Source organism: Rhodococcus sp. T7, assembly GCF_009872365.1.
Taxonomy (GTDB): Bacteria; Actinomycetota; Actinomycetes; order Mycobacteriales; family Mycobacteriaceae; genus Rhodococcus_F.
Genome location: NZ_WXYH01000032.1, coordinates 1 through 20,550 on the forward strand (window position 1 = coordinate 1; position 20,550 = coordinate 20,550).

Sequence of the window (20,550 nt, forward strand, 5' to 3'; positions counted from 1 at the left end):
TGCCGCCGAGGATCTTGATCCGCCGCGGAGCGCCGTCCGAGACGACGTCCTCCGACATCAGCACCGGCGTCCAGTACCGACGCATCAACACACCCATCGGCGCGTCACCCTCCACGCGGGTGAGCAGGTCGTTGTCTTCCTTGTTCAGCATGAGTTCTCTCCCACACGCGTTTGTCGATGTCGCCCGGACAGGAGTCCCGGCCTTGCCTTCACCGCCTACTCAGCGAGCGCGGAGAGCCTTCAGACCCGTGTACACGCCGTCGTCGACACAGATCGGGTCCGCACCCCCCGGGGAGACGAATGCGCCGTCCTCGATTCCCATCACGAAGTAGCACGGCACCGACGACGTCTCCCCCTCGCGGAAGTTGAGTGGTGCAGTCCACCCGTCGAGCGTTTCGTCCACGAGGCCGTAGAGACCGTTGCGCACATCGGCCGGCGTCGACTGCGGTCCCACCCCGCCGCCTTCGGCTGCGGCCTTGAACAACTCGAGTCCCGCCCACACGAGCGCGGCGGGCTGTTGGAACAGTTCCGAACCGCGAAGGTCAGGGGCGAAGGTGTCGATGGCGTCGAGGAAGGTCCGGACTCCCGGGACGGAGTCGTCCTGCCACGGCGCGATGGCCGACGACATCAGTCGCCCGTCGAAATTGGGGTCCTGCGTCCACGTGTCCGAGGACCCGCCGGCGGAGGAGACGGTGGTCGGTGTGTATCCCTGCTGGGCGCAACTCGACAGCACGCGCGCCTGCACGGGTCCCGAGTTGAGGATCATGAGGGCGTCCACTCCCTCGTCGCGCATCTGCAGGCACTGCGCCGTGTAGTTGGGGGCGGTCGATGAGACGGGCGCCGAGACGATCTCCATACCCAGGCCCTTGACGATCTTTTCGGCGACGCCCGCGGAGTCCTTGCAGGTCGGTGAATCGGAGCAATACAGGAATCCGAGTTTTTCGGCTCCCTGCTCCTTGGCGAGGGAATAGGCGCCGTACTCCTGCAGCGTCAACGACGCACCGGTCGAGAAGAAGTCGGGGCTGGTCTCGTACGGCGTGGAGAAGGTGAGCCCACCCACGACGGGGACCTTCTTGTCGGCGAGGTAGTTCACCCACGAGGAGCTGACCAGACTCGCTTCACCGGAGATGGCCATGACCTTGTCGTTCTCGACCAACTCCTTCACCGCCTGGAGCGAGCGGGCGGCGTCGAGTCCGTCGTCCTTGAGGATGACCTCGACGGGGTGGCCGTTGATCCCGCCGGAAGCATTCACCGATTCAGTCCATGCCTCGGCGACGTCCGCCATCCGGCCGAGGGCATGCGACTGCGCCCCGGAGCAGCTACACACGAATCCGATTCGAATCGGGTCCCCGGTCACCGTGCTCGCCGGTTCTTCGACCTGGCCACAGCTGGCGACGAGGGCGATCAGCGAGGCTCCGGCGATCGGGGCCAGCTTCCTCCACAAATTCATGACGTTCCTTCCGGGATTCCAATGAAACTGCGGCCCAGCACATTCACGCTTGCTGGTATATCGGGAACAGGATCGACGGGAAGGAGTTGGAGACGAACCGCCCCCGGTCGATATCGATTACGAGAATTATCGACTCAAAACTGTGATGTGACCCACTACACACGACCGAAGGTGCGGATGTCAACATGCGGAGGACCGGAATTCACAACCCGCTCGACTTCGATTTCTGCGCTGCACAGGGTTACGGAAGGACTATCCGATTCACAGCACGTGCACCCCGTCAGATCGTGGTGGCGACGAACAACGACTCCGCTCGCGCGCACACGGTGTCCCCGTTCCGCAACGTGCCTCGGAGGAAGCGCTTGCGCCCCTCTTCCCGCTCGAACGCGGCCTCGAGTATCAGCGGCGTGTCGAGCGGTGTGACCGACAGGTACGACACGTTGAGATAGGCCGTGCGCGAACGTGAGCGTTCCCACGACGCCAGTGAGCCGAGTACGTCGTCGAAGATCAGCGGGATCGTACCGCCGTGTGCCACACCGCCGACACCGTTGAAGAACCGCCCGAATCGCACCTGCGCGACCACGCTGTCGTGATCGCGTTCGACCACCTCGAACCACGGTGTCATCGATTGGCCGCGGCTCGGCACGTCGCGGCGGTTCGAGAAGTCGCGCCGGGCGTCGGGCACCTGGTGCTCCGCGAGCGACGACGCACCCGTCGCGAGCAGGGTTGTCAGCTGTTCCGCGTCGGCAGCCGGGAGGGCCGCGCCGGCGAGCAGGTCCTGGAAGCGTCGCATCTCGGCGATGAGCCGGTCGAAGACCGGTGCCGGGAGGATCGGTGATTCGGCCCTCCCGGTGATCTCCCGATCGGGTCGCACCTCGCTAGTCGGCATCGGGAACGAGCATTCCGTCGACGGTCGGGCCCGCGTGCACGAACACGAGTTCGTCGGCACCCCAAGTCATCGTGTGGTCGTCGGCGCTGAAGTCCCAGTCCACGGGTCCGATGTACTTCTCCCGGATCTCGGCCGGAACTCTGCCGCTCTCGAGTGCGGTCGCGAGCTCCGCGGCCTCGTTGCTCTCGCTGGCCTCGTACGCCCCCCACGCGAGGATCAGATCGTTGTAGGTGAACCCCGGGGTCACGAGGCTCACGCCGATCGGCTGGTCGGTGTGGTTGCCCAGTGCCTGGCGGAAGGCGGCGAACGTCTCGCTCTGCGCACTCGGCTGCCCCTCGACCGCGAAGGCGTAGCAGTGGAGTTGGACGTTCGACCATTGCTCCGGTCGGGCGATGGTGGCGAAGTCGGTTGCGCAGGTCTCACTGCTGCCGAAGATCGGCTTGTCCCATCCGGCGGTCCGGGCACTCGAGAGGTAGACACCGGTGATCGGCCCGGCTCCCGCGAGGAACAGTGCGTCCGGCTGCTGCGCGGCGAGCTTGAGCATCGTGGGCGTGACGTCGACCGACGTCGGCGCCACCAGTTCCGAGACCACCGAGATCCCGTGCTCGCTGCCTGCCTTCTCCATCGCGGCCAAGCTCAGTCGTGCGCTCGTCGTGTCCGCCCCGATGTACGCGATCTTGTGGTACCCCTCGGCTCGGAAGTGCTCGATGACGCGCTCATTCACTTCCATGAACGTCGTGCCGGAACCGAAGGCGTACGGGAACTTCTCGGGATCGTTCGCATCGGTGGCACCCCCGACGTGAATGGTCAGGATCTGGTTCGCGGTGGCGAGGGGCAGGACGGCCATCACCTCCTGGCTCGTCAGGCCCGGCATGAGCATGTCCGGCCTGCCGTCGTCGGTGAGGTAGGTCTGCAGCCGTTCGACACCGGTCGCGGCGTCACCGGCGTTGTCCTCGGCGTCCACGACGACCGTGCGGCCGTCGATGCCGCCCTTGTCGTTGATGATGTCAGCGGCGGCTTCGAGCCCCGCGACCTGGAGAGATCCGAGAGAACTCAGCGGCCCACTCAGCGGGGCCAGCGCCAGCACGTGGAATGCGGACCCGTCGTTGCCTGCACCCGCACCGGCACTGCAACCGGTCAACACGAGAGCGGTACACGACAGCCCGGCCAGGCCGGTGAGCCATCGGCGGGTGGCGGTGCGATTCATCGATTCCTACTTTCCTCGAGGCCCGGGCACGACGCTTCGGCGACGGCCTCAGGCAAGAAAATCCGAAGTGATCCGATCGGGGGTCATCTGCTCGGCCGAACCCGCGAACGTCACCCGCCCCCGATCGAGGACGACGACGTCGTCGGCGATCCCGTCGAGGAGCAGGTCGACGAGTTGGTCGACCAGCACGACGGCGAGACCGCGGTCCCGGACGGACTTGATCACGTCCAGGACCTGGGCGAAGGCGACCGGGGACAGGCCTGACGACGGCTCGTCGACGAGCAGCACTCGGGGTCGACCGGCGACCGCCTGCGCGATGGCGAGCAGTTGCTGCTGCCCACCGCTCAGGTGCCCGGCCACGCGTGCACGCATCTCGTGCAGAAGTGGGAAGTCCTCGAACACGTCGTCCAGCAGTCGCCGCCGCTCGGCCGACGACACCCGGGGCAATCCGAGCAGGAGATTCTCGTCGACTCGCAAGTCTCCGAAGATCCGCCGGCCCTCCTGGACCAGGCTGATCCCGGAACGTGCCCGCTTCCACGCAGGCGAGCCGGAGAGATCCTTCCCATCCAGCACCACCGAACCTGCACTGCTCGGAAGCGATCCGGCGATCCCGTTGAGCAGTGACGTCTTCCCGGCGCCGTTGCACCCCAGCAGGACCGTGACCCTGCCGGGCGAGGCGGTCAGTCCGGCATCCCACACAGCCGTCATGTCCCCGTAGGCGACCTTGACACCGCTCACCTCGAGTCGACCACCGCGAATATCATCGGACATCCTGCGCTCCTTGCGGATCGAACGTCTCGGCCACTGCCACGGTCAGCGGACGACCCAGGTAACTCTCGATCACCTGGGGAGAGTTGCGCACCGCCTCGGGATCACCTGACGCGATGACCTTCCCGAGGTGCATCGCGAACACTGTGTCGGCCAACGACATCACGAATGGCACGTTGTGTTCGATGAGGACGATGGTTGCGCCGAGTTTCCGCAGCGACTGCAACAGGCGCGTCAGGTCGTCCAGCGCGGTCTCGTCGAGACCGGCGGCCGGTTCGTCGAGCAGGATCACCTTGGGCGCACCGACCGCGGCACGGAGAACCTCGAGCAGGCGGCGCGTGCCCAGGGGAAGCGTGGCCGCTTCCTGGTCCGCGAGGTGATCGAGCCCCACGAGTGCGATCAACGCGTCGGCTCGGTCGGTCTCCTCACGCCGCGCGCGCCGGTAGGAGGGTAGGCGGAGGATTGCGGCCACGGGACGAAATCGGCCCGCGCGCAGCATTCCGGAAGCGACGATCTCCCGGATGCTCATCTCGTCGGGAATCGCCGGGGTCTGGAACGCACGGGATACGCCCGACCGGGCCGCGGCAGCGGCGGTGAGGCGAGAGATCGACGTGCCGTCGATCTCGATCTCCCCCGCCTCCGGCCTGATGAAACCCGAGATCGCGTTGAGCAGAGTCGTCTTCCCCGCGCCGTTGCTGCCGATGATCGCGGTGATCATGCCCGGCTCGGCGACGACACCGGCCCCGTCGAGCGCGGCCACGCCGCCGAAGTGCTTCGTCACACCACTCGCCGACAGTGTGCCCCCGCTCAGGTCCGGTAGCACCACGTCCGCGCGCTGTGGCACGGCGCGTTTCCGGCTTGCCGACACCCCACCCAGCGTCCGCTTCTTCAGCATCGACAGGTAGCCCGCGATGCCGTGTGAGAACAGCACGGCCACAATGACCAGGAACGCACCGAAGATCGCCATCGAGTAGACCTCGAACGAGGAGATCCGGTCCGGGACGATCACGAGTATCGCCGCACCGATCACCGAACCGTAGATGCTGCGCGTTCCGCCGAGGACCGAGGCCGCCAGAACCGCCAGAAGCATCGACAGGTTGAACGGGGCGGGTGAAATGTATCCGGCGAGGTACGCGTACAGCACTCCGCCCATCGCGGCGGGAATCGATCCCACGACATATGAACTGAGCTTCATCGTGGTGGCCGAGTGACCCAGGGATTCCACCAGGCGCGGGTTCTCGCGGAACGATCTCAATGCCACGCCGTAGGCGGAGAGGATCAGGTTGCGGAAGATGACGAGCCACAGTCCGACCACCACGACGGTGGTGGTGTAGAGTTCGCCGGTCGTCAGCGGGACGCCGAGCAAGGTGGGCGGGGATATCAACTTGCCCTCCAGCCCGCCGGTGTACTCCCGCAGGGCTACCACGACGGACGGCAACAACATGATCAGGAAGAACGACGTCAGTCCGAGCGACCACTTGCTGAGCCGAAGACCGGGTAGGCCGGTGACCAGACCCAGCAGGGCGCCCGCAGCACAGCCGACGACGAGATTGACGACGAGATCGTCGATCCCGTTGATGCCGAGAATCATCGCGCTGTACGCCCCGGCTGCCATCACGGCAACCTGACCCAGCGCGAGTTCACCGCCGAACCCGAAGCTGAGGTTGATGCCGGCCGTGACGAGGCAGTAGACGCCGATCAGGATGATCTGGCGCTCGGACAGCATCGAGAAGCCGAGCGCGGGGAGGAGCAGGACGACGAGCCACAACACGACGGGTACGGTCCAGCCGTACTTGACGATCCGCTCCATGGGTCGATTTCTCCTAGTTCAGACGAGCCGGAGCTGACGTGTCCCGAACAGCCCTGTCGGGCGGATCAGCAGCGTCAGGAGAAGGAGGGCGAACGCGAAGATCAGTGAGTATTCGGCGCCGATGTAGCGGGCCGTGTACGCCTGCAGTAGGCCGACGATCAGCCCGCCGACGAGGCACCCGTGGAAGCTGCCGATTCCTCCCACCGCAAATGCGACGAAGGCGTAGACCAGCAGCTGGATCCCGAGGTCGAAGGAGGAGTGGATTTTCGTGGCGGCCAGGATGCCCAGCGCACTCCCCAGCGCGCCGGCGAGCATCAGCACCTGAGCCCGGCCGCGGGTGCCGTTGATGCCCCTGAGCATCGCCGATGTGGCATCGATGGTCACGGCCCGGCCCTCGAGTCCCCATCGGCTCCGGCGGGTCAGGGTGTGCAGGGCCAAGATGCCGGCCACCGCGGCGAAGACGAGGACGATGTCGACCACTGCGAGTCGTCCGCCGAGGAGGTCGATGCCCCGGTCCAGCCCGAAGACCGAAACCCGGTGCCCGTCGGTTCCGTACGTCGCGAAGGCGATCCCCTCGAGGACGAAGGCGACACCGACCGTGGTGATCAGGATGCCGTCACCGCCCCTCGAGATGACCGGCCTCACGGCGACCAGTTCGGTCACGTAGCCGAGTACGGCGCCGACCAGTAGGCAGACCGGCACCAGCAGGACGGCGGAGATCTGCGGTCCCCGGGAAACGAATTCGTACGAGACGAACGCTCCGACCATCACGGTCTGCGGCGCAGCGAAATTGAAGACCCCGGATTGCGCCATTCCGATGTTGAACAGCGCCGCGACGAGCGCGTACAGCGCGCCGATCGCCAGGGCCGACCACAGCAACGTCACGTGTAATCCTTTCGCCGTGCCCCGTCGGAATCCACACGTCGTCCCGGGACCGTGGCGTGAGCCCCGCCACATAATTTAGATCTTATTAGTCTCATATCCAATGTGCAAGAGTGGGTTCCTCAAATAGACGTTGCCCCAGTCGATTACACGCACGGTGCGGTCGGGGCCGATCCTGGGAACGGCCCCGACGGCGGTTCAGCCGACAAGAATTGCCTGCCGCGAAGGATTCGCATCCGTGACGACCTCACCCACGGAGTCGAACACTCTGTCCGAGTGGAATTCGGTTGTCCCCCAGGCATTGAGCAGACTCCAGATCCGCATCAGGTACAGGTGGAGATCTGCTTCCATCGTGTACCCGATGGCACCGTGGCATTGCAGGGCCGCTTTCGCCGTGGTGCGGGCAGCCTTGTTCGCCATCACCTTCGCCATCGAGCAGACGCGGCGGGAGTCGTCGGCGCCTGTCGCCATCGACCAGGCAGCCGCTTCCGCGACCGGGCGGGCCATCTCGACCGCGATGTGCGCATTCGCCAGGTGATGCTTGACCGCCTGGAAGGTCCCGATCGGGGTGCCGAATTGCTTTCTGCTCGAGGTGTACTCGACGGTGATCTCGATTGCCCTCGCGGACAGTCCCAGCAGGAACGAGGCCGTCGTCAGCGCCGCACGGTCCTCCGCGTGCGCGATGTGGACGGTCACGCCGGGACCCTGTGCGAGGACCTCGGCCGCGTCGATCCGTGACCGGTCCAGGCGTCCGACCATCCGGGACGAGTCCATCGATTCCCGCGGTTCGATGCCGTTCAGATCGACGAGCCGGATGCGATCCGGCTCCAGCACGAGCGCGTGTCCGGCACCGAGATGGGGGACGACGTCCGAGACTGTCGCCGTCAGGCCTCCGCTCATCACTGCGGAATCCGTGAGCCGGTCCGGAGCCAGGGCGGCGAGCAGCGGGACGGCGACGGCAGCGTGCTCGACGACCGGCCCGGGCGCGGCGGCCCGGCCCAACTCCTCGAACGCCGACGTCAGCTCCAGTTCGCTACCACCGCCACCGAGTTCCTCCGGCGCGAGCAGCGTCAGCAGGCCGAGCCCGTCGAGCCCGTCCCACAGGGCCGCAGGCGTCCGGCCGGTGGCCCATGCCGTACGGACCACGTCGGGCCGGCACTCCCGTGACACAAAACTTCTCGTCGCCTCCGCGAAGGCGATCTGTTCCTCGGTCGGTGCGAAACGCATGTCAGCTCCTCGGCATTCCAAGTACACGCTCAGCGACGATGTTGCGCTGAATCTCGTTGGTTCCTGCAAAGATCGGTGTGGCCATCGACGTGATGAACCCGTGCCACCACTTTCCGTCGATCTCGGCACCGTCACCGAGCAGGTCGAGCGCCGTCTCGTGCATGTGCACGTCCATCTCCGACCAGAACACCTTGTTACCGCTCGATTCCGCTCCGACCTTGCCGCCCTCCGCTATTCGGGTGACGGTCTTCATCGAGTTGTAGCGGTAGGCCTGGGCCGAAATCCACGCGTCGACGACGTCCCGCTTCAGGGTCGACGAAGCGCCGTCGACGGAGGCGTACAGATCGACGAGATTCTGGGCCGCAGCCATGAACCGGCCGGGCGAGCGCAGGATGAGACCACGCTCGGAACCGGTCGTCGCCATCGCGACCTTCCAGCCGTTGCCGACCCCGCCGAGCACGTCGGAGTCGGGAACGAACACGTCGTCGAAGAAGATCTCGCCGAAGCCGGTCTCGTTGCCCAGCTTCTGCACCGGACGAACCGTGACGCCGGGGGCGTCCAGATCGATCAGCAGGTACGACAGGCCGCGGTGGCGCGTGGACTCGGGATCCGTTCGCACCAGAGCGAAGAGCCGGTTGCAGAACGGGGCGCGCGTGCTCCAGGTCTTCTGACCGTTGACCCGCCACCCGCCGGCCGCCTCGTCCCTGTCCGCCCGAACCCGCACAGCGGCGAGGTCGCTGCCCGCCTCGGGTTCCGACCAGCCCTGCGCCCACATGTCCTCGACCCCCGCGATGCGGGGCAGCAGTTCCGCCTTCTGCGCGTCCGTGCCGAACTCGAACAACGACGGCGCCAGGAGGAACAGCCCGTTCTGTGCGGCCCGCGGGCCCAGGCCCGCGGCGAAGTACTCCTCCTCGAAGATCATCCACTCCCACAGGCCGAGACCGCGGCCGCCGTACTCCGCAGGCCAGGACACCGCGGCCCACCCGGCCTCGAAGAGCGTCCGCTCCCACTCGCGGTTGAGAGCGAAGCCGCGCTCGGTATCGGGGGACGGCAACCGTTCGGCCGGACGATTCGTCCGCAGCCAGTCGCGCGCCTCCATCCGAAATTCGTGGTCGGTCGAGGATTCCTCGAGATTCATTTTGCCACCTTGGATTTGAAATGGTTACGGGTCAGGAGTGCGCTCGGGGTTCGACCAACTCGAACGGGACACCCAGCGTCGACGACGGGTCGAGACGACGGATCCGCTCCCCGTCCGCGTTCGTCGAGGTGACACCCACGACACCCCGATCGGCGAGCAACGCCTCCATGTAGTCGAGGTCGCCAACTTCGAGGACGACGGCGTGCGGTCCCGGTCCCCACTCGCGATGGAACGTGCCGAGCTCGGAGTCCGGGCGCGGTTGGCACAGTTCGAGCGCCGCACTGAGCGGATTCCCCAACTCGTAGGTCGCGCCGATCCCGTACTCGCGCGTGCCGACCGAGGTGGCCACGAGTCCGAGGTTCGCGTCGAGGGCCCGCACCGCGGCGTCGACGTCGTCGACCAGAAACCTCCGGGCCCTGATCCTGCGCACACCCGGGCCGTCGCCGGCACCGTCTTCGGCGGGGACGGCGGGCACACCCGAACTCGAGGTGGGGACGACCTCGATCCACAGACCGGCGTCCACGTCGGCGTCGTAGCCCAGAGGGTCGTCGGCTGTGACGCCGACCCACACCCGGGGGAAGTCGAAGTCCTCGCTCACCGGGGTGACCCGGTGTCGCACATCGTTGGCCTGGAGGTGCTTCATCACCGCTTCGACGTCGCCGGCGAGTACTGTCGCGTGCGTGCGGACCGGGCGGTTGCCCTGGGCGTCGATGCGCTCCTCCACGTAGTCGTGTGGCGCGGTCCGTGGGCGTGCACCGATCATTTCGATACGGGTCGGCGCCGACCGCAGCGACGGTTGCATCCGCAACCAGGCCGCCCGGAAGCCGTGCCCCTCCGGTTCGAGGAAGGCATTCGGCCTCGGTGCCGGCAGGCCCAGCAGCGCCACGAGAGCCGCGGCCGCTCCGTCCGGATCGTCGGTCACGATGTCGGCTGACACAAGTGCGTCGTACATGGACTCGACCTCCTTTCATGTCGACGTCTTGATATTGAGACAGCTTATGCCATAAATGTTGCCGACGGAACTCCCGGTGGCAATTCATTCCGGATCGCACCTGCTTGACCATGCAGAGAAGAGTTGAGCGGAAGGCGCTCTCGGCAACCACGCTTGGGCCACTGGTACCGTCCCGCGCCAGCAACTAAGCTGGCGAACATCGAATTGCTGCCCAACCGCCGGTGTCGAACATGTGGCGGCTCTGCCGAGCAAGAGCGGCGCGCACCTCAGACCTTGCAATACCAGGAGAGTACGTATGACGCGAACAACGACAGGTAGCCGACCCGCCGATCGGACGGCTCCTGCGAAACGTCCGGTCGGGCGCCCGAAACTGCGGATCGACCCAGACGAGGTCGCTGCCGTCGCCATTCGACTTTACGACGAGCACGGCTTCGACGCCGTGTCCATCGAGGCCGTCGCAGAAGGCCTCGACGTGTCCCGCGCGACCCTGTACCGAACCGTGCGCTCCCTGGACGAGCTGCACAACATCCTCCTCGAACGTATCCTGTCGACGGTCGAGAACAGCGCAGGCAAGATCCTGAGCGCCCACGGCGAGCCGGGGACCGCACTGATCGCCCTCATCCGCTTCCAGATCGACGCGTCCGTCCGGATGAGGAACTACGTGGGCGTCTACTTCGGCTGGGGGCTGTCACCCGAGGTATACGACAACTGGCGCTCGTGGGCGGGCGGGTACGAGAAACTCTGGACGGGAGCGGTCACGAGCGCGGTCGAAGCCGGCTACCTCGAGAGCGACGACGTCAGGACCACCACGCGGTTGATCCTGGGCATGGTCAACTGGGTGTCCCGCTGGTACAGCTCGGCGAGCGGACCGACACCGGACGACATCGCGAACGCGGCCATCAAACTCGTGCTCCCCAACTGGAGCGGGCCGACGCCCGACTCCTCCGCATGCTGACCGCACGGAACGGGAAAGGGCCCTCGTTACCAGCGGAAATCCGGTGGTACCGAGGGCCCTCCGTTAGGCAGCCGGCTCAGTAGGAGTGCGCGCCCGCATCGATACTGATGTGCTCGGACGTGATCTTCTTCGAATCGTCCGACACCAGAAAGAGCACCAGATCCGCGATGTCGTCCACGTCGATTCGGCGGTCCGGCAGGAATGCCGTCGCCATCAGACCCAGCGGCGGATTGGTCTCCTCCACCTGTGCAATCCGCTGCTGCATGTCACCCGAACCCATCGGGGTTTCGACGGCGCCCGGATGAATGCTGTTCACCCGGATATTGTGCTTACCCAATTCGGCAGCGAAGGCCCGCGCCATCCCGGTGACCGCATGCTTGCTCGCCGTGTAGGGAACCATGAACGGCTGTATCTTCACCCCGGCGTACGAACTGGTCATGACGATCGAACCCCCGCCCGCATCGACGAGGTGCTTGGCACCCGCCATCACGGTATGCCAGACCCCCGTGACATTGATGTCCATCGTGTCACGGAACTCCTCCGGCGTCGTCGCATCCCACGTGTTCGGGATACAGATCCCCGCATTGGCGACGATCCCATCCAACCGGCCGAACTCCTCCACACCCCGGTCGACCAGTGAGGTCATGAAACCCAGATCACGGACATCACCCTGCTCGATCAGCGCCCGGCGCCCGGTCGCCTCCACCAGCGAACGCGTCTCCTTCAAATCCTCGAGCGTCGCCGAATCATAGGGAACACCGGGCAGGTGATCGGCGACATCGACGCCGATGACGTCAGCGCCCTCCCGGGCCGCGCGAACCGCGATCGCCCTGCCCTGACCGCGCGCGACGCCGGTCACGAACACAACTTTTCCTTGCAAACGCTGACTCATCAAATATTCTCCATAATTCTCGAATTCATTTCGGTCGGGCAAGCAGAGTGACCGGTCGCGCACCGCGGGCCGGCGAATTACAGGCGTACCGCGCCCAGACTGACCTCGTCGTCGGATTCGATGGCGATACCGAAGAGCCGCAGCGGAACACCGACCCGCAATTCGAACTCCTTCGCCTCTCGGACCGCTTCGAAGTCAGCAGGACTGATGCCGATGCTCTGGATGTCGAGGCCGGCATCCCGGGCCGCCGCGATAGCGGTACGGGCGTTGTCGAGCAGCACCGCCAGAGAGACATCCTGCGCGATGCCCTGATTCACGACCTGCATTTCACTCACTCCTTGGATCGGTTACGTGGTCGGCTGGTTCAGCCGCTGGAGGTCGGCCACCTCGTCGTCACTGAGGCACTTGTAGCCCGGGCCGGCCGGAGAGGTCAACTCACCGTCTTTCACCTCGAACGTGAAGTAGCACGGGATATTTGCCGGGGTGCCCTCTGTGAAATTGAGCGGGATGGAGAAACCGCCGAGCGTTTCATCCTTCAGAGCGTACAGACCTTTCCGCACGTCGTCCGGCGTCGACGTCGGACCGACGTTGCCGGCCTTCGCGGCGGCTTCGAACAACTCGAATCCAACCCATACCAGGGAGTTCGGCTGGCTGAACTGGCTGGTTCCGCGCAGGTCGGGAAGTTGCTGGTCGACGGCGTCCAGATAGTCCTTGACCGCGGGAATGCTCTCGTCGGTGTAGTTCGCGGCCGGTGAGGACGTCAGCCTGCCGTCGAAGTTCGGATCCTTCAGCCAGTCGTCCGACAGGCCGCCGGCGGTGGACAGAGTGGCGGGCTGGTAGCCCTGCTGCCGGCAACTCTCCATGACCCGCGACTGCACGGGTGACGTGTTCAGAATCTTCAGGACGTCGGCTCCCTGCTCCTTCAACTGGATGCATTGAGCGGTGAAGTTCGGGGAGTTCGCCGAGATCTGCATCGCCTCGAAACCGAGGTCGAACGAATCCGCGATCTTCCCGGCGAGCACCTGGGAGTCCTTGCATGCCGGCGACTCACCGCAGTACAGGAATCCGAGGTTCGATCGGCCCTGTTCCTTCGCCATCTTGTATACCGCGTACTCCTGCACCGCGAGCGAAGGCCCACTGGCGAAGAAGTTCGGGCTCTTCTGGAACGGGGGCGAGAACGACAACCCGCCGACGATCGGAATGCCCTGAGCATCCACGTAGTTCACCCAGGAGTCGACGACCGGGCTGGCCTCGCCGACGATGGCCACGACCTTCTCGACCTCGACGAGTTCCTTGACCGCCTGCAGCGATCGCGTCGGATCGAGGCCGTCGTCCTTCACCACGATTTCGACGGGGTGGCCGTTGATGCCGCCCTTGGCATTGACCGCCTTGCCCCACGCCAGAGCGATCTCGTCGGTCGCGCCGAGGGCGTCCGACTGCGGACCCGAGCAGCTACACACGAATCCGATCCGGATCGGGTCGCCGGACGCCGTGCTGACGGGGTCGGTACCCGAGGACGATGCCCCGCTGCAGGCGGTGACGGCGGCCAGTGCGGCCGCCGTGCCGGCGACAGCCAGAGCCTTCTTCCAATTGCGCATTTTTCACTCCTTGTGGACGCGATGCCCGAGGGTCCGCGGACGAGAGATTCGAGGGGGATGTGTAGTGGTTCGACTGCGGGTCACGCGGTGCGTGCGTGCTCGGATGTGTCGACGTGGAGGTACTGCTGGACCAACTCGTCCTCGTCGATGTCGTCGGGCGATCCGGAGAACGCCACCTCACCCCGATCGAGGAGGTACAGGTGGTCGGCAAAGGCCAGTGCGTGGCCGACATACTGCTCCACCAGCAGCAGCGAGGTGCCCGTCGCCGCCAGTGTCCGCAGGGCCTCGAAGATCTGGTCCACGATCAGCGGAGCGAGCCCCATCGACACCTCGTCGAGGAGGACGACCTTCGGCGAGGTCATGAAACACCGTGTCAGGGCGAGCATCTGCTGCTCACCGCCGGACATCTTGCCCGCCTCCTGCTTGAGCCTGCGGCCCAGGACGGGGAACGCCTCGAGTGCGATGTCGAAGCAGTCCTGTTTGCTTCCGGCCGGCGCGAACAGGGCCAGGTTTTCGCGAACGGTCAAGCGGGAGAATATTCCCCGCCCCTCCGGCACGAGGCACAGTCCCGCCGCCGCGCGGCGATGGGGACGGCGCGTCGTGACGTCCGTGCCCCCCACCATGACGAGTCCTTCCCTGGGATCGAGGAGCCCGCCGGCGGCACGCAGCAGCGTGGTCTTGCCTGCTCCGTTGGGCCCGAGCAGTGCCACGACCGTGTTCGGCGGAACCGTGATGTTCACGTTGCGCAGGACCGGCGCTCCGGCGTATCCCGCCGTGAGATTCTTCAGTTCCATCGCGGGAACGATGTTGTCGTTGATCATGATGCGGGCACACCTTCCGGGAGCTGCACTGCCATGTCGTCGAGCTCGTCGGCCACAGCCTGGTCGAAGTCGTGGTCTTCCCCGAGGTAGGCGCTCTGGACGATCGGGGACTGCATGGCCTCCCGGGCGGTGCCGGAGAAGATGTGCTTGCCGAAGTCGAGGACGTGGATGTTCTCGCAGACGTCGAGAACCAGCGCCATGTCGTGTTCGACGAGGAGGATGCCGACCCCGCGTTCGTCGACGACGCGACGCAGGATCTCGCCGAACCGTTCGGTCTCCGCCCGGTCCAGGCCGGACGACGGCTCGTCGAGGAGCAGGATCCGGAAATCACCCACCAGGCATCGCGCCAGTTCGACGAGCCTGCGCTGACCGGTCGACAGGGATGCGGCCGGCGTGTCCGCGAGTTCGGTCAGCTCGCACAGTGCGAGGGCTTCCTCGGTCCGCGCATCGACGATCGCGTGCTCGCCGCGCTTCGGCAAAATGTGCTTGATCGGGTTGGCACCGGCGAGGGCGGCCTCGAGACCGATTGCGACGTTCTCGCGCACCGTCAGCGAGTCCAGCAGCTGCATCCGCTGGAAGGTGCGTCCGAGACCCAGCCGGGCCCGGGCAGCCGGACCGAGGCGGGAGACGTCCTTGCCGTTCAGCAGGACTCTGCCACGGGCGGGCTGGTTGAGACCCGAGCAGGCGTTGAACGTCGTGGTCTTGCCCGCGCCGTTGGGACCGATGAGACCGGTAATGGTTCCAGTGGGCGCGGAGAACCCGAGGCCGTCGACGGCGACGATTCCGCCGAACTGGACACGGAGATTCTCGACGGTCAACTCGCCGCCGGACACCCGCTCACGCTCGACCGGCACGACCGCGGCTTTCGCCTTCTCGGTGTGCTTGCCCTTCGACCCGAAGATCCGGTCGACGACGCGCTGCACGGCGACGGGGGCGCCGCCTGCCGAGCCGGACTGCATCGCGGCGATGACCGCGAAGACACCGAACAGCAGCTGGAAGACGATGTTGACGGTCTCCCCGTGGACGTAAGCCGGGATGAGAGTCATACCGACGGCGGCCATGACTGCGCTCCAGGGCATTCCACCGGCAGCGATCATGATCAGCACGAAGTAGGTCAGCGACAGCATCGGTGGGTAGGAGATCGCGGAGATCGACGTCTGCGCGGCGCCGACGAGTGCGCCGCCGACTCCCGCGAGGAACGCCGACAGGCAGAACACCAGGACCCGAGTGACGTTGACGGAGGCACCACTCGTCGCAAGGGCGGTCGGTGAGTCCGACATGGCCCGCAACAGCTTTCCGAGCCGCCCGATGTTGAGTGCCATCACTGCGATCGTGGTGACGACGACCAGGGCGAGGACAACGTAGTAGTAGCCCGAGTCGGACTGGAACCAATCGATACCCGGACGGGGGACGTTCAGGCTCGTGACGCTCGCGCCGAACATGAAGCGCTGACTGTAGAACATCTCCTGCAACAGGACGGCGAAGCCGAACGTCGCGAGCGCGAGATACAGTCCGCCGAGCCGGCTGGCGGGGATGGCGAGGATCGCACCGACCGGGACCGCGACGAGACCGGCGAGGATCAACGACACGATCCACGGCAGCCCGCTGTCAAGTCCGATGCGGGAGAACGCGACCGCACCGATGGCCATGAACGCCACATGACTGAGCGACACCTGCCCGGCGGTGCGGACGAGAAGAACCAGCGAGAGGAACACGATGACCAGCGCCAGAGTGGTCGTCCACGCCGTCAGGTAGACGCCGGCGAACGTCGGAACAGCCGCCAGGACCAGGACGAGCACGATGCCGGCGACGACATGCATGCGCATGGGTGCCGCCCAGACCGGACGCGGACGCGGAACGGTGAACGCCGGAACCGACAGGGCACGCTTCGGGAAGACCAGCAGCACCACAAAGAGAACGAGGAACGGAAGCGCCGCAGGGATTCCGGCGAGAATTCCGTCGGTGAACCACTTGGTGGACAGCGAGGCGAGCACACCGATCACCAGGCCGCCGAGGAAGGTGACCCACAGGTTCGAGAAGGCTCCCAGCGCGGCCGCGCCGAACGCGGAAACGACCAGGAACGTCAGTTGGACGGCGTCGAGCGGAAGCAGCGGCGCGAACAGCACGCCACTGACCGCCGTGAACACGCCGCCGATGACCCAGGCGATCCGGCGCGTCATCGACGGGCTCGTGCCGACGACGTCGAGCAGGTCCGGGTTGTCGACAACCGCGCGCATCGCGATGCCGCGTCGCGTGAACTTGAAGTAGACGGACAGTGCGACGGTGGCGAGCAGGGCGACGGCGCAGGTGATGACGTCGGCAGTGAGAACGGTCGTGTCCCCGAGCTCGAAGGTGCCGGTTCCGAGGAACTTCCGCACGATCAGGAGCTGGTCCGTGCCGTAGATCAACTGAGCGGACGCCCCGATCACCAGCAGGACACCGACCGTGGCCGCGACCTGTAGAGGCAGGCTCGTCGCCTGAATTCTTCTGGCCAGCAGCTCCATGGCCAGGCCGAGCAGCGGGCCGATCACGAAGATCGCGATCGCGGCGGCCATCTGCCACGGCAGTTTCATCGTGATGTGCAGCGAATAGAACGAGTACGCGGCGACGGTGGCCAACGCACCGTGGGCGAAGTTGAAGACACCGGAGGTCTTGTAGGTCAAGACGAGACCCACGCCGGCCAGGCCGTATACCGCACCGAGCGTCAGCCCGGCAATCACGAACGGCAATAAACTCGACATGCCTCTCCTAGGGGTTCCGAGACCGCATGCCTTCGGGCCAGGGTTGCCGTCGAAGCTGGGTCGGTGTGACGTGACCCACTCTATGAGCCGTGATCGATAATTGCAAGACTTATCGTCGCAAATTAGTTTCGGAGGTATTTCCGGACATCAATCGCCACCGACACGCTTGCATCGCAACGATTTTGCGCATGGGACCCCACACGCACAGCAGTGCCACACCTTGCGTCGCGAGTACCGCGGAGCAGGCGTCACGGAGAGGCCGATCACCGGGGCACGAGAGTTCTCCGTATAGCCAATTCGCTTGAAAAACTGAACATCCCACGATTGACGAGACTCAGCGGCGCGCGCCCCGGGCGATGGTCAGCCCGAGAGCGCGGTGGTCCCAGGTTCCGGCGGTCACACCACGCTCACGCAGCAGGTGCTTCTGGATCCGGTCGACCTGGTTCCTCGGGAGCTCGGCGACGATCTCGATATACCTCGGGACCGCGAAGTACGGAACGTGGTCCTGCATCCATTCGAACAGACCGGACGGTTCGACCGTCTCCCCCTGCCGCACGACCAGGCACGCCTTGATGTCGTCCTCCCCCAGTTCGGACTGCACGGCGTGCACAGCGGCCTCGACGACGGCGGGATGGCGGCACAGCGCCGCTTCGAGTTCGAGACTCGACACGTTCTCGCCGCGCACCCGAAGCGCGTCCTTCTTGCGGTCGACGAAGCGGAGCGCACCGGACTCGCGGATCGTGCCGTAGTCACCGGTGTGGAACCACAACCCCTCGAATGCGTCCAGGGTGTCTTCCGGGCGGCCCCAGTATTCGTCGAACATCGCGAAGCGGTGCCGCGGACGCACGCAGATCTCGCCCACCTCGCCCTCCGGCACCTGCTGCCCCCGGTCGTCGAGCAACGCGATCTCCAGGTCGCGCAGCGGTTTACCGTTGCTGTCCCGGTCGCGCTCCCCGTACGGGGAGTTCAGGGTCTGGAACACGCATTCGGTCTGTCCGTACGACTCGGTCCAGGGATCGACACCGAATCGTTCCCGGAATTCCGGGTGATACGTCGACGCCAGTGGCGACACGTTGAACAGCCGGAGTTTGTGCGCCGTGTCGTACTTGCCCGGCGGCGTACCGAGCAGCATCATCCCCATCGCGCCCACCGCGTTGGCGACGGTGGCGCCGGCCTCGGTGGCTGTCTCGAAGAATCCGGTTGCGCTGAAAGCCGGGACCACGACGACGGGAATACCGGCGATCAGCGACGGCATGATCGACGCCAGTTGGCCACCCGCGTGGAACAGCGGCAGCGGGGTCAGGAAGACATCGTCCTCGGTCAACCTCATGACCTCGGCGATGGTCTGGCCGGCCCGCGCGTAGTAGCCGTGCGAGAGGACGCATCCCTTCGGTTGCCCGGTGGTACCGGACGTGTACATGATCGCCATCGTCGATTCGGGGCCCACGTCGACCGAGGGCGCGATGGCGTCGGGCATCTCCCGGTAGAGCAGGGTGGGAATGTCGGCCGAGCGGTCGTCCACGTCGTCGAACAGCACGACCGCCTCGATCGACGGCACCGCGGGCAGCAGTGGGCGTAGTGCGCGCCAGCCCGGTCCGTCGGTGACCACGATCCTGGCTGCGGAATCTCGCAGTTGATGGCTGAGAAACTCGCCCTTCAGGTAGGGATTGAGCGGAACTTGGATACCGCCCAGCTCGGCGATACCGACGAAGAGTTCGAGTAGCTCGTACCGATTCGGCGCCAGCGTGGCGATCCGGTCTCCCGGGAGCGCGCCCAGGGCGTGCAGCTGACCGGCAAGTTCCTTCGCGCGGGCGTCGATCTCGGCGTACGTGGGGGCCCACTCCCCGAACTTGGCGAAGATACCGCCGGGTTTCGTCGAGACCAGCTCGGCCAGAATCTGGGTGACCGGAATATGCCTGATCCCCTGCCAAGACATAAGACCTCCGTGTGCGCTGCGGGCCGGTGTCCCGATGATTACGAAATTAACTATCTCAAAATAGCAAACTGGCGTCAACCGAGGCTTCCGACCCTGCACGAGGACGCCCCGTCCGGGGATCGGCGTCGAACGACGCATGATCTCGTATCGTGGACCCGATATCCGATGCGATGTGGAGGCACGATGCCGGGGAAAAACGGGAGGACGACCGAGACTGTCGCCGAAGCCGACGGCGGCAAACGTCCGGTGGGGCGGCCACGGCGCGTCATCGACCTGGATGTCGTGGCGGACGTCGCGGCCAAGTTGTACGCCGAGAAGGGCTACGACGCGGTGTCCATCGAGTCCGTGGCGGAGGAACTCGGCCTGTCGCGCGCAACCCTCTACCGAACGGTCCGCTCGATGGACGACCTGCACACGCTGTTGTTCGAGCGGAGCGCCCGCAACGTCGAGGTCGAGGCCCGCAAGCTGATGCGGAAGATCAAAGGCCCACGCGAGGCCCTCATCGCTCTCATCGAGTTCCAGGTGGACGCCTCGATCCGCATGCGTGAGTACGCGGGTGTGTACTTCGGGATAGGGCTGCCGGCGGAAACCTACGAGAGATGGCGCAAATGGGCCAGTGGGTACGAACGACTGTGGACGAGAACGGTCGAGCGTGCCATCGAGGGCGGCCACCTGCGCGCCGACGATCCCCTCGTGGCTACCAGGCTCATTCTCGGCATGGTCAACTGGGTGTCCCGGTGGTACAGCAGCCGCGAAAAATACACGAGCGAATCGATCGCGCAGGAGGCCGTACGCCTGATCGTCCTTCCCGTCCCGGGCGCCGAGGTCGATTGAGGTCGCTCTCGGGAATGGACACCCGGGGGAACTCGACCACGGCGAACGCATCGTGAAGGAGGCGGGCCAGGAGCCCTGGCTCACATGACTCGTCTCGGTCGCCCACGAGTCCTCCGACGAGCCCCGGCATCGCGAGGACCGATACAGCACGGACGCGGATCCACGATGAGCCCATGGCAGGTGATGTTCGAGGGGATCGGCGTCTTCAGCGGCGGACGGCGACAACCTCGTCGTCGAGGAATCCCTTCAACCCGCCACTGAAGACATCGTTGTCGTCGCCGGCGACCATGTGACCGGCCCCGGTGACGTCGACCAGCTTCGCGGTCGGGATCAGCTCGAGCAGTTCCTTCGCGCCTTCCTCACTGACCACGTGGGATTGCTTGCCACGAACGAGCATCGTGGGAACGGTGATCGCGGCCGCGGCGTCCCGAGCGCGTTCGTATCGCACGA

At 65.7% G+C, this 20,550-nt stretch carries 18 protein-coding genes; 2 read left to right on the forward strand and 16 right to left on the reverse strand.

Annotation, left to right across the window (positions count from 1 at the left end):
- Nucleotides 1-220: 220 nt before the first annotated feature.
- From MLGJGCBP_RS04630 to MLGJGCBP_RS04670, 9 genes are all read right to left on the reverse strand, one after another.
- Nucleotides 221-1,450, reverse strand: a complete 1,230-nt coding sequence (locus MLGJGCBP_RS04630; RefSeq protein WP_160094228.1) for an ABC transporter substrate-binding protein — start codon at nt 1,448-1,450, stop codon at nt 221-223.
- A 280-nt stretch (nt 1,451-1,730) separates the two neighbouring features.
- Nucleotides 1,731-2,339, reverse strand: coding sequence for a PaaI family thioesterase (locus tag MLGJGCBP_RS04635; RefSeq protein ID WP_160094229.1), 609 nt, complete (start codon nt 2,337-2,339; stop codon nt 1,731-1,733).
- Nucleotides 2,329-3,546 (reverse strand): ABC transporter substrate-binding protein, encoded by a 1,218-nt coding sequence (locus MLGJGCBP_RS04640; RefSeq protein WP_160094230.1) that lies wholly within the window; start codon nt 3,544-3,546, stop codon nt 2,329-2,331. Before MLGJGCBP_RS04640 ends, MLGJGCBP_RS04635 begins: the two co-directional genes overlap by 11 nt.
- 48 nt (nt 3,547-3,594) lie before the next feature.
- Nucleotides 3,595-4,317 (reverse strand): ABC transporter ATP-binding protein, encoded by a 723-nt coding sequence (locus tag MLGJGCBP_RS04645; RefSeq protein WP_160094231.1) that lies wholly within the window; start codon nt 4,315-4,317, stop codon nt 3,595-3,597.
- Nucleotides 4,307-6,124 (reverse strand): branched-chain amino acid ABC transporter ATP-binding protein/permease, encoded by a 1,818-nt coding sequence (locus tag MLGJGCBP_RS04650; protein ID WP_160094232.1) that lies wholly within the window; start codon nt 6,122-6,124, stop codon nt 4,307-4,309. Before MLGJGCBP_RS04650 ends, MLGJGCBP_RS04645 begins: the two co-directional genes overlap by 11 nt.
- A gap of 18 nt (nt 6,125-6,142) precedes the next feature.
- On the reverse strand, nt 6,143-7,009 hold the full coding sequence (locus MLGJGCBP_RS04655) for a branched-chain amino acid ABC transporter permease (RefSeq protein WP_160094233.1): 867 nt from the start codon (nt 7,007-7,009) through the stop codon (nt 6,143-6,145).
- Between the two features lie 195 nt (nt 7,010-7,204).
- A complete protein-coding gene (locus MLGJGCBP_RS04660) occupies nt 7,205-8,233 on the reverse strand; it encodes an acyl-CoA dehydrogenase family protein (protein WP_160094234.1) in 1,029 nt (342 codons plus the stop codon).
- A 1-nt stretch (nt 8,234) separates the two neighbouring features.
- The gene (locus MLGJGCBP_RS04665; protein ID WP_160094235.1) at nt 8,235-9,371 is read right to left on the reverse strand and encodes an acyl-CoA dehydrogenase family protein; all 1,137 of its coding nucleotides are present in this window, start codon (nt 9,369-9,371) and stop codon (nt 8,235-8,237) included.
- A 31-nt stretch (nt 9,372-9,402) separates the two neighbouring features.
- Nucleotides 9,403-10,323 (reverse strand): hypothetical protein, encoded by a 921-nt coding sequence (locus MLGJGCBP_RS04670; RefSeq protein ID WP_160094236.1) that lies wholly within the window; start codon nt 10,321-10,323, stop codon nt 9,403-9,405.
- 295 nt (nt 10,324-10,618) lie between these two features.
- Here MLGJGCBP_RS04670 and MLGJGCBP_RS04675 point away from each other — a divergent pair, with 295 nt between their 5' ends.
- Complete coding sequence (locus MLGJGCBP_RS04675) at nt 10,619-11,278, forward strand: TetR/AcrR family transcriptional regulator (RefSeq protein ID WP_160094237.1); 660 nt, start codon at nt 10,619-10,621, stop codon at nt 11,276-11,278.
- 76 nt (nt 11,279-11,354) lie between these two features.
- On the opposite strand, the gene MLGJGCBP_RS04680 is transcribed toward MLGJGCBP_RS04675, so the two are convergent.
- The 6 genes from MLGJGCBP_RS04680 to MLGJGCBP_RS04705 all read right to left on the reverse strand — a co-directional run bounded on the left by MLGJGCBP_RS04680 (nt 11,355) and on the right by MLGJGCBP_RS04705 (nt 19,266).
- Complete coding sequence (locus MLGJGCBP_RS04680) at nt 11,355-12,170, reverse strand: mycofactocin-coupled SDR family oxidoreductase (protein WP_160094243.1); 816 nt, start codon at nt 12,168-12,170, stop codon at nt 11,355-11,357.
- A gap of 77 nt (nt 12,171-12,247) precedes the next feature.
- Nucleotides 12,248-12,496, reverse strand: a complete 249-nt coding sequence (locus MLGJGCBP_RS04685) for a hypothetical protein (protein ID WP_160094238.1) — start codon at nt 12,494-12,496, stop codon at nt 12,248-12,250.
- A 21-nt stretch (nt 12,497-12,517) separates the two neighbouring features.
- Nucleotides 12,518-13,768 (reverse strand): ABC transporter substrate-binding protein, encoded by a 1,251-nt coding sequence (locus tag MLGJGCBP_RS04690; RefSeq protein ID WP_160094239.1) that lies wholly within the window; start codon nt 13,766-13,768, stop codon nt 12,518-12,520.
- An 80-nt stretch (nt 13,769-13,848) separates the two neighbouring features.
- Nucleotides 13,849-14,589 carry an ABC transporter ATP-binding protein gene (locus tag MLGJGCBP_RS04695; RefSeq protein ID WP_201452959.1) on the reverse strand — a complete coding sequence of 247 codons (741 nt, stop codon included), beginning with the start codon at nt 14,587-14,589 and terminating at the stop codon, nt 13,849-13,851.
- Complete coding sequence (locus MLGJGCBP_RS04700; RefSeq protein WP_160094240.1) at nt 14,586-17,330, reverse strand: branched-chain amino acid ABC transporter permease/ATP-binding protein; 2,745 nt, start codon at nt 17,328-17,330, stop codon at nt 14,586-14,588. Before MLGJGCBP_RS04700 ends, MLGJGCBP_RS04695 begins: the two co-directional genes overlap by 4 nt.
- Nucleotides 17,331-17,664: 334 nt before the next feature.
- Nucleotides 17,665-19,266, reverse strand: coding sequence for an AMP-binding protein (locus MLGJGCBP_RS04705; RefSeq protein WP_160094241.1), 1,602 nt, complete (start codon nt 19,264-19,266; stop codon nt 17,665-17,667).
- Between the two features lie 183 nt (nt 19,267-19,449).
- Here MLGJGCBP_RS04705 and MLGJGCBP_RS04710 point away from each other — a divergent pair, with 183 nt between their 5' ends.
- A complete protein-coding gene (locus MLGJGCBP_RS04710) occupies nt 19,450-20,100 on the forward strand; it encodes a TetR/AcrR family transcriptional regulator (RefSeq protein WP_160094242.1) in 651 nt (216 codons plus the stop codon).
- A gap of 205 nt (nt 20,101-20,305) precedes the next feature.
- On the opposite strand, the gene MLGJGCBP_RS04715 is transcribed toward MLGJGCBP_RS04710, so the two are convergent.
- The coding region (locus tag MLGJGCBP_RS04715; RefSeq protein WP_201452960.1) for an alpha/beta fold hydrolase at nt 20,306-20,550 on the reverse strand (245 nt) is incomplete at its 5' end.

Excerpts from the sequence above, each read along its gene's own strand:
- MLGJGCBP_RS04630 (WP_160094228.1), bottom strand. The coding sequence starts at position 1,450 with ATGAATTTGTGGAGGAAGCTGGCCCCGATCGCCGGAGCCTCGCTGATC.
- MLGJGCBP_RS04635 (WP_160094229.1), bottom strand. The coding sequence starts at position 2,339 with ATGCCGACTAGCGAGGTGCGACCCGATCGGGAGATCACCGGGAGGGCC.
- MLGJGCBP_RS04640 (WP_160094230.1), bottom strand. The coding sequence starts at position 3,546 with ATGAATCGCACCGCCACCCGCCGATGGCTCACCGGCCTGGCCGGGCTG.
- MLGJGCBP_RS04645 (WP_160094231.1), bottom strand. The coding sequence starts at position 4,317 with ATGTCCGATGATATTCGCGGTGGTCGACTCGAGGTGAGCGGTGTCAAG.
- MLGJGCBP_RS04650 (WP_160094232.1), bottom strand. The coding sequence starts at position 6,124 with ATGGAGCGGATCGTCAAGTACGGCTGGACCGTACCCGTCGTGTTGTGG.
- MLGJGCBP_RS04660 (WP_160094234.1), bottom strand. The coding sequence starts at position 8,233 with ATGCGTTTCGCACCGACCGAGGAACAGATCGCCTTCGCGGAGGCGACG.
- MLGJGCBP_RS04665 (WP_160094235.1), bottom strand. The coding sequence starts at position 9,371 with ATGAATCTCGAGGAATCCTCGACCGACCACGAATTTCGGATGGAGGCG.
- MLGJGCBP_RS04670 (WP_160094236.1), bottom strand. The coding sequence starts at position 10,323 with ATGTACGACGCACTTGTGTCAGCCGACATCGTGACCGACGATCCGGAC.
- MLGJGCBP_RS04675 (WP_160094237.1), top strand. The coding sequence starts at position 10,619 with ATGACGCGAACAACGACAGGTAGCCGACCCGCCGATCGGACGGCTCCT.
- MLGJGCBP_RS04680 (WP_160094243.1), bottom strand. The coding sequence starts at position 12,170 with ATGAGTCAGCGTTTGCAAGGAAAAGTTGTGTTCGTGACCGGCGTCGCG.
- MLGJGCBP_RS04685 (WP_160094238.1), bottom strand. The coding sequence starts at position 12,496 with ATGCAGGTCGTGAATCAGGGCATCGCGCAGGATGTCTCTCTGGCGGTG.
- MLGJGCBP_RS04690 (WP_160094239.1), bottom strand. The coding sequence starts at position 13,768 with ATGCGCAATTGGAAGAAGGCTCTGGCTGTCGCCGGCACGGCGGCCGCA.
- MLGJGCBP_RS04695 (WP_201452959.1), bottom strand. The coding sequence starts at position 14,589 with ATGATCAACGACAACATCGTTCCCGCGATGGAACTGAAGAATCTCACG.
- MLGJGCBP_RS04700 (WP_160094240.1), bottom strand. The coding sequence starts at position 17,330 with ATGTCGAGTTTATTGCCGTTCGTGATTGCCGGGCTGACGCTCGGTGCG.
- MLGJGCBP_RS04705 (WP_160094241.1), bottom strand. The coding sequence starts at position 19,266 with ATGTCTTGGCAGGGGATCAGGCATATTCCGGTCACCCAGATTCTGGCC.
- MLGJGCBP_RS04710 (WP_160094242.1), top strand. The coding sequence starts at position 19,450 with ATGCCGGGGAAAAACGGGAGGACGACCGAGACTGTCGCCGAAGCCGAC.